At 57.2% G+C, this 10,709-nt stretch carries 11 protein-coding genes and 1 pseudogene; 8 read left to right on the top strand and 4 right to left on the bottom strand.

All coding sequences use genetic code 11. From position 1 onward, the window contains the following. From E4P00_RS27605 to E4P00_RS27580, 6 genes and pseudogenes are all read left to right on the top strand, one after another. The coding region (locus tag E4P00_RS27605) for a ribonucleotide-diphosphate reductase subunit beta (RefSeq protein ID WP_186562978.1) at positions 1–311 on the top strand (311 nt) is incomplete at its 5' end. A 314-nt stretch (positions 312–625) separates the two neighbouring features. Then, positions 626–1,205: pseudogene (locus tag E4P00_RS27600) on the top strand (Bro-N domain-containing protein). Positions 1,206–1,304: 99 nt separating this feature from the next. Continuing rightward, on the top strand, positions 1,305–2,018 hold the full coding sequence (locus tag E4P00_RS27595; protein WP_223017829.1) for an HNH endonuclease: 714 nt from the start codon (positions 1,305–1,307) through the stop codon (positions 2,016–2,018). A gap of 72 nt (positions 2,019–2,090) precedes the next feature. Continuing rightward, the gene (locus E4P00_RS27590) at positions 2,091–2,738 is read left to right on the top strand and encodes an HAD-IB family hydrolase (protein ID WP_032879816.1); all 648 of its coding nucleotides are present in this window, start codon (positions 2,091–2,093) and stop codon (positions 2,736–2,738) included. 252 nt (positions 2,739–2,990) lie between these two features. Next, entirely contained in the window at positions 2,991–3,938 is a 948-nt protein-coding gene (locus E4P00_RS27585; protein WP_248133392.1) for a hypothetical protein, read from the top strand. Positions 3,939–4,044: 106 nt separating this feature from the next. Beyond that, complete coding sequence (locus E4P00_RS27580) at positions 4,045–4,425, top strand: helix-turn-helix transcriptional regulator (protein ID WP_032803685.1); 381 nt, start codon at positions 4,045–4,047, stop codon at positions 4,423–4,425. On the opposite strand, the gene E4P00_RS27575 is transcribed toward E4P00_RS27580, so the two are convergent. From E4P00_RS27575 to E4P00_RS27560, 4 genes are all read right to left on the bottom strand, one after another. Continuing rightward, positions 4,355–4,912, bottom strand: coding sequence for an AAA family ATPase (locus E4P00_RS27575; RefSeq protein WP_216091996.1), 558 nt, complete (start codon positions 4,910–4,912; stop codon positions 4,355–4,357). The two genes, E4P00_RS27580 and E4P00_RS27575, sit on opposite strands and share 71 nt — an antisense overlap. Before the next feature lie 96 nt (positions 4,913–5,008). Beyond that, positions 5,009–6,511: an amidase family protein gene (locus E4P00_RS27570; protein ID WP_216092190.1), complete on the bottom strand. Its 1,503-nt coding sequence runs from the start codon at positions 6,509–6,511 to the stop codon at positions 5,009–5,011. Between the two features lie 100 nt (positions 6,512–6,611). Continuing rightward, positions 6,612–7,121, bottom strand: coding sequence for a hypothetical protein (locus E4P00_RS27565; protein WP_248133391.1), 510 nt, complete (start codon positions 7,119–7,121; stop codon positions 6,612–6,614). 327 nt (positions 7,122–7,448) lie between these two features. Further along, positions 7,449–8,507, bottom strand: coding sequence for an MBL fold metallo-hydrolase (locus E4P00_RS27560; RefSeq protein ID WP_248133390.1), 1,059 nt, complete (start codon positions 8,505–8,507; stop codon positions 7,449–7,451). A gap of 122 nt (positions 8,508–8,629) precedes the next feature. On the opposite strand from E4P00_RS27560, the gene E4P00_RS27555 reads away from it, so the two are divergent. Beyond that, positions 8,630–9,280, top strand: coding sequence for a TetR/AcrR family transcriptional regulator (locus E4P00_RS27555; RefSeq protein WP_032879809.1), 651 nt, complete (start codon positions 8,630–8,632; stop codon positions 9,278–9,280). A 166-nt stretch (positions 9,281–9,446) separates the two neighbouring features. Continuing rightward, positions 9,447–10,556, top strand: a complete 1,110-nt coding sequence (locus E4P00_RS27550) for a diguanylate cyclase (RefSeq protein ID WP_248133389.1) — start codon at positions 9,447–9,449, stop codon at positions 10,554–10,556. Positions 10,557–10,709 lie beyond the last annotated feature (153 nt).

Raw genomic sequence — 10,709 nt, 5'->3', positions numbered from 1 at the left:
CGCACTTGTGGGATGCCGAGATGAAGGAAGAAGCGACCCAGATGATTCTGCAAGGGACTCAGTTGGAGATCGAGTACGCTCGCGACACCATGCCTCGCGGCGTGCTGGGCATGAACGCGGCGATGATGGAGGATTACCTCAAGTTCATCGCCAACCGTCGCCTGTCGCAGATTGGCTTGAAGGAAGAGTACCCAGGCACGACTAACCCGTTCCCGTGGATGAGCGAGATCATGGACTTGAAGAAAGAGAAGAATTTCTTCGAGACCCGTGTGATCGAGTATCAAACTGGCGGCGCGTTGAGCTGGGATTGATTCCTACGCCAGGTAACATTCAAGAGCCCTGACTTGTTCAGGGCTTTTTTATACTCAATGAATAGAACAAGCCCCTTCCTACAAGAAGATCATCCATGGAATGGTTGATGCAAATTTCGATGTTACCTAGGCTCATCAGCCGGTGCCTAAGAAACGCCCAACGTAGAAGCAAGCCTTAATCACACAGCAAAAATCCCGTTCGGTCTCAGTCGTGCGGAATTAACGCGGTAATGAAGGTTCGCTGGTTGGAGTTTCTTAAACTGCACTCTCTACGCTGGGTTGGCCCTTCAAAAATCACGTAGAGGTCATAGGGAATGTCCAGTCAACATCTATCCAACTTGCCGGCCGCCACAGAAATAGCCGCACCCGAACCGTTTATCGCCGTCGTCTTCACTCGTCACAATCTTCATTTACATACTCTTCTCCTAGAAAACCAACCCTGGTTCTGCGCTCGAGAACTTGGGCGTTTGATGGGGTGGCATTTGGATGAGCGAACTACTCGTAAGCTCGATGAAGATCAAAAGAGAACCGTAAAACTGCTGTTCCACGGCCAACCGGAAGAGATGCTGATGATTAGTGAGTCCGGCGCCTATGCGTTGCTGGTCTATCACTACGTACCAGGAAACCGTCTGTTGCGAAGCTGGCTGACTCACGAAGTGGTTCCGGCCTTACGCGACCAGCGTCAGCTCCGTGCAGTGGAACGCCCCCTTGTTGAGCATGTTGGACTGGCCAGAAATGTCACTGAATTTGATGCATTGGCAGGATGAAGGCTGGATACGCCTGCGGGATATGCCGTATTTGCTGGTGAATAGAACCTACCGGAGACAGTCAGCTAAGACGCCGTGGTGGCGCAAGCTCATACAATTTTTCCGAATCAAGCAGCGAATTTACTAACGAAGACGACCGCCATCTCCGACCGATCCGTAGGAAATTTCGTAGACGCAATAATGGCTACTCAGTATCGTCCGAGGGTTTTCTACCCTCGGCGGCTGTATGGATATTACGAAAGACAAAACGGATTGGAGCGACTCGGAGCTGGCAGCGGCGGTCGAGGCTTACCTAAAGATGTTGGCCTTGGAAAAGAGCGGCCAACCTTTCAACAAAGCCCTCGAAAACCGCCTTCTACGCGAAGGCCCGGTGGCAGGCCGTGCAAAGGGCTCCATCGAATTCCGCATGCAAAATATCTCCACCGTGCTCGTCCGCATGGGCTGGGACCGTATCGAAGGCTATAAACCTGCAAAGAACGTGGGCACAGGCGTCGAACAACGCATCCGCCAAGCCCTAGCCGCGCAGGGTGTATTCGAATCCGAAGACGCAGCCCAAACAGCAGACGAGCAAACGCTTATCCGCCGCGCGTCCAAACTGCAGCAACAACCTTTCCCTAAGCTACCGGACGGCATTGCCCAGCCGCAGAAAGTCTCGATCGTCAGCACCGCTTTTGTCCGCGACCCAAAGGTACGTGCTTGGGTGCTCAAAGAAGCCAACGGCATCTGCGAAGGCTGTGGCTCAAACGCGCCGTTCGAGGTCGACGGTTTGCCTTTTCTTGAAGTACATCACGTCAAGCACCTGGCCCGGAAGGGTTCGGATCGCATCACCAATGCTGTAGCCTTGTGCCCCAACTGCCATCAGCGTTGTCACCGGTCGAGTGATCGGGACGCTTTTACCGAAGGGCTTTACGCCAAAATCGGAAGATTGGCACGGGAGTAGACTCCTGCTGTCACACCTGATGCACGCACAAAAAATACTAGATAGGACCGAGGCCAACCCGTGAACCCAGACATGCTCGAAGCCGGCCCCATCGACGCCAAAGTACTCTCCGTCTTTGACTTCGACGGCACCCTCACCCACCACGACAGTTTCGTGCCCTTCCTCAAGTTTGCCTTTGGCCCCGGTGAGTTTTATGGCCGGATGGTCAAGCTGGCGGTGCCTGGGCTGCGCTTCTTGGTGCGGCAGATCAGCCGGGATGAGTTGAAGGCGCAGTTGATTCGCACCTTTATGACCGGGGTGCAGAAGACGTGGGTGCAGCAGAAGGCCGAGGAGTATTGCCAGCGTAATTGGGCGCGGTTGATGCGCCCGGCTGGGGTGTTGTCGGTGGAGCAGGAGTTGGGCTCGGGGGCGGTGGTGACGTTGTGCTCGGCGTCGCCGGCGTTGGTGTTGCAGCCATTTGCCGATCGGCTTGGGATCAAGTTGATCGGGACTGAGCTTGAGGTGGTCGACGGGGTGTTGACCGGCAAGCTCACCGGGAATAATTGCCGTTGTGAGAATAAGGTGCTGCGGCTTGAGGCGGTGTATGGGGATTTGGGCGAGTATCGGCTGCGGGCCTGGGGCGATACGCGGGGGGATAGGGAATTGTTGGCGGCGGCGCAGGATGCGCATTTTCGGCACTTTCATGCGAAGAAGAAAAAGCGGGCTCGGTTGCAGCGGTGATGCGGGTGGGTGGGGTTGGCGGAGGGGACCGAGGCGATCCCTTCGCAGCCTCGCTGGGGCTCGACAGCTCCCACATTTGATCCGTGCATCTTAGTGGAATGGTGTTTACGTCGTGGTTTTGAGGCCTACGCCGAGAGCCGTTGCAGACGCTTTTACCGTCAGGCTTCTTGAGCGGACGACGCGTTGCAGGTTCTTGCTGATATTTACACAGGATCCGGCTATTAATAGCCAAATTCCCACGGACCGAGCCCCATGAAATTCGACACGGCCTACAGCCTGGCTCTCGATGACAAGTTGTCGATCTACGACGTACGAGAGCTGAATTTCGACGAAACCGCTGACTTCGATTCCGACAAGGACCGCTTCCTCTGCCCCAACGACGCGTGCCGCGCAGCGTTCGATGCCGGCAATGTGTTGAGCACCTTCAACGCCAAGAACGTCAATTACCTGCGCACCCCACACTTCAAGAACAAACCCGGCACCCGGCATATCGAAGGCTGTCGCTATGCCAGCAGCCAAAAGGCTGCGACCGGTGAAAGTGACGACGAGCGCGAGGACAACTTCCCATCGGAATTGGTACTGACACGCCGTCAGTACGAACGTAAAACACCTGCTGCCGGCATCGATGGAGGCGCCCCACAAGAGCCAACGAAAACGCCTTCAAATCGCGTTGAGAAATCCCATGTCAGCAGCGACACAACCCCGGACAAAACCAGCGTGTTCGCCCATCCGGTGGAATGCTATGTGTCGAACATCGATGACAAGGACAAGCTCAAGGCCATGCCCTTGAAGATTGGTGAGCACACGGCGACTTACTGGTCGTTCTTCAAGAAAATCGAATACCTGCAAGACAACAAGGGCTTGATCTACTGGGGCAAGATCAAGGAAATCAAAGACTACACCAGCAGCTTTCGCATCGATTTCGAAAAGAAAGTGTGGCTCGACAAGAAGCCTTATTCGGTCAACGTCTACCTGAACAAAAAGCTCATCGAAAGCTACCGCAAGCGCACGGTTTTCCTGGAGCAGATCAAGGCGGCGGCCAGCAGCGAGCGACCGCTGTATTGTTTCTTCTACGGAGTGACACCGGAGCTCAAGCATGTGCCCAGCAAGAAAAACCCCGAGCAAACGTTCGGGGTATTCAGTGCGAATATCGAGAACCTGGATCACCTGATTATCCGGGAGGCGTCGGGGATGGAATAACTGGGCGTTGAAACAGCGACGAAAAAATCCAGATGATGAGCGGTATAAACAACTGTACAAAAACACAGTATAGTTGCGCCTCCCCCGTCGAACCTGGAGAACCCCCATGTCCTCTCTGGCAATGAGCTCTTTCGTAGAACAGCAGATCGTCCTGCACCAATTCACCGCCAAACACTGCGCACAGGCCCGCGTTATGCTGGGCTGGAGCCGCGAACATTTGGCTCGCCAGGCGGGCGTGGCGGTAGAGGCGATTCAACAATTGGAGGCCCACGGCGAAGTCGACGATGAAACCCGCCTGATCCTGGCGTTTTGCCTGGAGGCGCAAGGGCTGGTGTTCTTCCCGGGGTTTGCGCCGGGGTGGGGCATGAGTGTGCGCCGGTTTGACACCGTAACCGCCGAGCCCACAGCACCAGGCCTCATTTCTCGGTTGATGGGTTCAACAACGGCGTCAGTTGATTCACCAACTCCTCAACCGAATGGTGCGTAGCGTCCAGCCGGATCACCGGGCAGCTCAACGGTTTTAACCAGGTTTCATGCCGACGCAGGCTACGTAGGCTGTGATTGCCAGTATCGTAGCGTGCGGCCCAGGTGAGAAAGGCGACACTGTTTTGATGGCGGCTGCCACCTTCCAGGATCTGCTCCCCGTAGCGCTGCGCTTCTCGCAGGCGCAGGCGTTGCAGGCGCACTTGCGGTTCTACGCGCAGGAACACCACATGGGTGAATAGCGGGATCATCGCGTCGCCCCAGCCGCAGAGTGAGCCCGACAATACCCAGGCTTGATGGCCGGCGGTATGTTCCTGCAGCAGGCGGAGGCGTTCGTCCCGGAGCCGGGCGATGGAAAAGGGTTCGAGGGTTTGCTGCCAGTAATAGAAATCGGAGTCGAAACAGGCAATATTCAGGTGCTCGGCCAATACCTTGCCCAAGGTAGTGCAACCGGTGCCCGCTGCGCCGAGGATATGAATTCTGTATGCCATGGCGTCCCTCCATGGCATTGAGTGTAAACCGTGAAGTTTCAGGCCGGCAGGTTCAGTGCCCGGCACTCCTTTTGCGATGCAAAATGACCTGACCGATCAAAGCCCAGGCTTGGTTGCCGTTTGTGCGGCCTGCTCATACCCGTGGGCCACCGCCAACAACGTGGGCTCGCTCCAACGGGTGCCGAAGAAGTGGGCGGCCGTGGGTAAACCGTCTTCGTTCGTGCCGGAGGGTACGGTGATACCTGGGTAGCCGGCCGCTGCTACGCCGAAGTAACTGTTGGTATCAAAATCCGACACTATGGCGTCCAGTTTGTAAGTCTTGATCGGCTCATCCACGCTGCTGCGAAAATCCTCGATCAGTTTTTCCCACGCCCTTTCGCGCTGTTCTGGCGCCAGTGTGGAGGCATTGATCTGCTTGAGCAGGGGCTGATGATCGGTATCCGTGCCGTCACGGTCTTCGTTGAACTTGATCAGCTCAGCCAGTGACTTGACTGGCAATCCCGTGCGCTTGGCCAAGTAGCCATTCAACTCTTCGTTTACATCCGATAACAACAGTTCTTCATAGCGTGACTCATCTGCCATACGCAGGTTAATCGGCACTAAAACCGCCCCTTGTGCCTCAAGCACCTCCAGTGCTTTGCTGAATTGCGCACTATTTTCCACAGCCTGAACTTCACCGTTTGCAGAAAACGTCTTGGGATATCCAATACGCTTGCCCTTCAACGCACCAGGTACCAATAACTGCGTGTAATCAACCCCTTCTGGAGCGCCCACGCTCGCCGGATCGTGGAGGTCGCGGCCAGACATGGCGTTGAGCATCAGCGCCGCATCGAACACCGACCGTGCCATCGGGCCCGGTGTGTCCTGGTGCTGGCTAGCCGGGATAATGCCATTGCGGTCCAACAAACCGACGCTGGGCTTGAGCCCAACCACACCATTGAATGCTGCGGGCACGATGATCGAGCCGTTGGTTTCGGCCCCCACCGCCAAGGGGGCCAACCCTGCGGCGACGGCTGCGGCCGAGCCGGAACTGGAGCCACCCACCTGCGCGTCCGGATGATGTGGGTTGCGAGTCTGACCACCGCGGGTACTCCAGCCATCGGGAGCGCCGCGAAAACCGGCCAGCTCCGTCATGTTGGTTTTACCGAGAATCACGGCGCCCTGGCTGATCAGGTATTCAACTAATGGAGCGTTTTTACCCGCCGCCTCCCCTACCAGAGCAAAGGCACCTGCACTGGTTTGCATACCTGCGGTCTCAATGGTGTCTTTGAGCAAGATAGGTATTCCGTGCAGTGGTCCGCGCACCTTGCCATTGGCCCGTTCCTGGTCCAGCGTGCGGGCGCTTTCAAGCGCTTGCGGGTTGAGTTCAATAACAGAACTCAGTTGCGGATCCAGCGTGCGAATGCGCTCCTGCAAATAATTGACCAGCCCTTGCGAGGTGATGCCCCCCGGTCGCGACATCTGCTCAGCCAGTTCGCGCACACTGGCATATTCCGTCCCGGCGGGGATCGGTTTTGAAATCGCTGGCGACGATTGAACAGGTAAAGTGTTATGTGCGTAGTTAACAAAAAAACTTACACCAGAGCCGATACCAAACATGAAACATCTCCTGCGAGAGGAAGAAATGGCGAAGGATCCCGATTGATCCAGGCGCCAGTCTAAAAACTCCCCTCCCGCCAAGAAGCGCGACATCGGTAGTTCATCCAGTTGGATTGTTCAGCACCTCCTGTACTCCCACAAGACGTCGAGCACTGCGGTACCCCAGTACGAGTGCCGTAAGCGAATCCTTCGACCACCGCGCACCGTAGAACCACAACACTGCACCATCCTCAAGCGGTTCGTTAAGCCTTGGGTAGCCACTCCAGCATGCGTCGTGGAAGGCGGCGTTCTGGCTATCGGTCACCAGAGCGTCCAGTTGGTACGCGCGCACAAGCTCATCGATTTCATTGCCGCCAGAGCGCGGATCATCGGCGTGGCGCGCAGGCACCGGCACCAAGTTGGTTCCGGCCCGGCGCAGAACATCCAACGCGCGCAAGAATGCCACCCCGTGTTCGATCGGTGTTTGATCATGCCCCCACCGCTGGGCGAACCCCACGCGCCTGCCGCTCAACGTCGAGGCAGCGCTGAAAGTGCTGTTATTCTGTACCAGAGGCACCTCGACCATCACCGGCCCTGAGGGCTCCAGGCCGCTCAAGGCAATCAACGACAAAGAGGGATCGCGCGTAGGTTTCAGGGGAAGAGCCGGTGCGTTATAGCCGGGGATTGGTATGCTGGTGGCCGAAGCAGGATCGGCACCAAAAGCGATACTGCGTGAGTTTGTAGGGCCAGTAGCAGGATGGGCACTCGCAGCGGGCTCCTCAAGCCCCGGCGCCAATTGCTTGGATGGGCACGCCATGCCGACTCGCCAATATTTGCTACATTCACTTTCCATCGGAACTACCCCGAAAATAGATTCTCGGAGATCATCGCACCCTTGACTGGCGCCTGTCGCAGCCTTGAAACAGCTTGAAAACTCCTTTTTCCGCGGCCATCGCTGTCAGCTGGCGAGGCGCTCCTGCGTACCCTCAGTCTCCACCTCCAACCACCACGCATGGCCGCGCTCGGGCTGGTTCAAGCGAAACGCCTGCCCCATCGCCGGGGTGGTGATCGATACATTGCGCTCCCAGGCCAGGGCCATGATGCGGTCGAAGGGTTCGTGCCAGGCATGGAATGCCAGATCGAAGGTGCCGTTGTGAATGGGCAACAACCAGCGCCCTTTGAGATCGATATGCGCCTGCAAGGTTTGCTCCGGTTGCATGTGCACATGGGGCCAATCGACGTTGTAGGCGCCGGTCTCCATCAGGGTCAGGTCAAACGGGCCGTACTGCTCGCCAATGCGCTTGAAACCATCGAAATAGCCAGTGTCGCCACTGAAGAAGATGCGCCGCGCATCGTCGATCATCACCCAGGAACACCACAGGGTCTGGTTGCTATCAAACAGGCCGCGTCCGGAAAAATGCTGTGCCGGGGTAGCGATAAAACGAATGCCATCGACTTCCGTGCCCTGCCACCAATCCAGCTGACGGACTTTATTGGCATCGATCCCCCATTTGATCAGCGTCTCGCCCACGCCCAGGGGCGCCAGGAAGTAGCGGGTCTTACCAGCCAGTTGCACCACAGCCTCGTGGTCAAGATGGTCATAGTGGTTGTGGGAAAGAATCACCGCCTCCAGCGGTGGCAACGCTTCAAGGCTGATAGGTGGGGCGTGGAAACGCTTGGGGCCTGCCCAACTGAACGGTGACGCGCGCTCGGCGAATACCGGGTCGGTAACCCAGAATTTACCGCGCATCTTCAGCAGTACCGTCGAATGCCCAAGGCGGAACACCGTGTGGTCGGGTGCCGCCAACAACTGCTCGCGTGTCAGTGGCTGCACCGGGATCGGCCCCACTGGCCGCGTAGTGCGTGGTTTGTTGAACAGCATGTTCCAGAAAATGCGCAAGGTTTTGCCAAAACCGCCGTGTTGCATCGGGGCGTCATTGGTGAAGTGCCCCTGGTCCTGCCCGGCAGGCTGGAGCGCTGCAGGCGCAGGGTCGACACGGGTTGAAATCGTGGCCATTACCGAGTGACTCCTACAGTACGAAGAAGAATTACACTGCACAGTGTAGTTTCTAGATTGCAACAAAATCCGGAGCAAGTAAACTGCTGAGTGTAATTTCCTGATTGAGTCGAATGCCATCCATGACTGCCCCCAAACGCCTCACCGAGCGTAAACGCGACGCCATCGTGGCGGCGGCGATTGCCGAATTTCGCGAGAACGGTTTCGAGGTCACCAGCATGGACAAAGTTGCCGCCACCGCCGGCGTTTCCAAGCGCACGGTGTACAACCACTTTCCCAGCAAGGAAGAGCTGTTCGCCGAGATCCTGAGCCAACTGTGGGCCAGCAGCGTTGCCCAACTGGACGTGAACTACGCCAGCGACCAGCCGCTGCGCGATCAACTGCGCAAGTTGCTGGAAGCAAAAATGAAGATGATGTCGGACGCCAACTTCCTCGACCTGGCGCGCGTGGCCATAGCTGCCACCATCCATTCGCCCGAACGTGCGCAAGATATGGTCAATCGCCTCAGCGCACGGGAAGAAGGTTTTACCCAATGGGTGCGCGCTGCCCAGGAAGACGGCCGCCTCAACTGTACCGATCCAGCTTTCGCGGCTCACCAGATCCAGAGCCTGCTCAAGGCCTTTGCCTTCTGGCCGCAAATCACGCTCGGCCAGCCCACCCTCGATGTGGCCGCCCAGGCTAACGTCATCGAATCTGCAATCGACCTGTTCCTCGCCGGCTACGAAGTGCGCACCCCGCCCCTGCATCAGGACCTGTTGCCGGGGCGACATTAAAGGTCGCTTTTGGCGCATTCACCCGCTGTTTTGCGCAAATGGCCTGAAAGGACACTGATTATTCCTACAGGAATAATCGACAATATCGGCCGCTATTATCCGATCATCGACGCCGACCGTTGACGCACGCTGTCGCACCTGCAAAAAACACCTGACCCAGGACACTATGGAAAACAGACGAGGCAAAGGGCTTTCATTTGCCAGACGTATCTACAAGCCAAGGATCATCGGCCTGGGTATCGGTAGCATCAGCGTAATCGGCGCGTTGTATCCCTTGTCAATGCCAGGCTGGGTATGGGCGTTGTTGTTGTTCAATGGCCTTGCCTGGCCGCACGTGGCTTATCTGATCTCGACCCATTCGCCGTTTCCCTATCAAGCCGAACGGCGCAACCTGCTGTATGACTCATTGTCGGGCGGTTTCTGGGCAGCGGCCACCCAGTTTTCGCCACTGACGGCCGTCACCATTCTGTCGATGATGGCCATGAATAACGTCGCTGCCGGTGGCACACGCTTGCTCCTGCATGGGCTGCTCGCACAAGCCGCCGGCATCGCGATAGCCTGGAGCCTGTTCGGGGTAAAGTTCGATTCCAGCGTCAGCCTTTCCGAGGTCTACACCTGCTTGCCGATGCTGACGCTCTACCCGATGGCCATCGGCATGGTCTGTTATCAGTTGGCAATCAAACTGTCGCAACATAAACGCGCCCTCAGCGCCCTGAGCCGTATCGACAGCCTGACCGGCCTGCTCAACCATGGCTCATGGAAAGACCTGCTGAACCTCAAGTTCCATAAGTGCCAACAGCAACAAAGCCAGGCGACCATTGCCCTGATCGATATCGACCACTTCAAGCGTATCAACGATATGCACGGCCATACCGTCGGGGATGCGGTACTGCGCCAGTTGAGCCAGGAATTACGCCAGCACCTGCGCGAAGAAGACCTCGCCGGCCGCTACGGAGGTGACGAGTTCTGTGTGATCCTTCCGAAAATGCCCTTGCAAGATGCTGCGCGACTCATGGAACAGATGCGCGAAAAATTCAGTAGCTACCGCACTGCGCAGATCCCCGAATTACGCGTGAGCCTGAGCATCGGCCTGGCGGATTTTCAACCGGCCTTCAAGGATGCGGTCATGTGGCTCAACGCTGCGGATCGCGCGCTGTACGCTGCCAAGAACAGCGGCCGCAACCGCGTCAGGACCAGCGATCGAAGATCGCCTGTTCAGCCGCAGTTGTCTGATAACACCTCGTCCGAATCTTCGTCGGCGGGCCTGCCGCAATAGCATAATGCCGCCATTGGTCGGCTACCCGAAAATGCCCCTGCTCAAGCAGCGAACTTCTGGGCCGGCCGATCACTCTGAACCCCTTGTTCCACCCCCTCTGTCAGCATCAGGAAGCTGGCAATGAGCAAGTCAACCGTAAGGCCTGGGGCCCTA

It is taken from the genome of Pseudomonas sp. B329, assembly GCF_023127835.1.
Lineage (GTDB): Bacteria > Pseudomonadota > Gammaproteobacteria > Pseudomonadales > Pseudomonadaceae > Aquipseudomonas > Aquipseudomonas synxantha_A.
Note: the sequence above shows the minus strand (reverse complement) of the source record. Positions and strands in the feature narration are given on the sequence as shown.

What these genes read in the sequence shown, in the direction of transcription:
- E4P00_RS27595 (WP_223017829.1), top strand. Translation starts at nt 1,305, where the DNA reads ATGGATATTACGAAAGACAAAACGGATTGGAGCGACTCGGAGCTGGCA.
- E4P00_RS27590 (WP_032879816.1), top strand. Translation starts at nt 2,091, where the DNA reads ATGCTCGAAGCCGGCCCCATCGACGCCAAAGTACTCTCCGTCTTTGAC.
- E4P00_RS27585 (WP_248133392.1), top strand. Translation starts at nt 2,991, where the DNA reads ATGAAATTCGACACGGCCTACAGCCTGGCTCTCGATGACAAGTTGTCG.
- E4P00_RS27580 (WP_032803685.1), top strand. Translation starts at nt 4,045, where the DNA reads ATGTCCTCTCTGGCAATGAGCTCTTTCGTAGAACAGCAGATCGTCCTG.
- E4P00_RS27575 (WP_216091996.1), bottom strand. Translation starts at nt 4,912, where the DNA reads ATGGCATACAGAATTCATATCCTCGGCGCAGCGGGCACCGGTTGCACT.
- E4P00_RS27570 (WP_216092190.1), bottom strand. Translation starts at nt 6,511, where the DNA reads ATGTTTGGTATCGGCTCTGGTGTAAGTTTTTTTGTTAACTACGCACAT.
- E4P00_RS27560 (WP_248133390.1), bottom strand. Translation starts at nt 8,507, where the DNA reads ATGGCCACGATTTCAACCCGTGTCGACCCTGCGCCTGCAGCGCTCCAG.
- E4P00_RS27555 (WP_032879809.1), top strand. Translation starts at nt 8,630, where the DNA reads ATGACTGCCCCCAAACGCCTCACCGAGCGTAAACGCGACGCCATCGTG.
- E4P00_RS27550 (WP_248133389.1), top strand. Translation starts at nt 9,447, where the DNA reads ATGGAAAACAGACGAGGCAAAGGGCTTTCATTTGCCAGACGTATCTAC.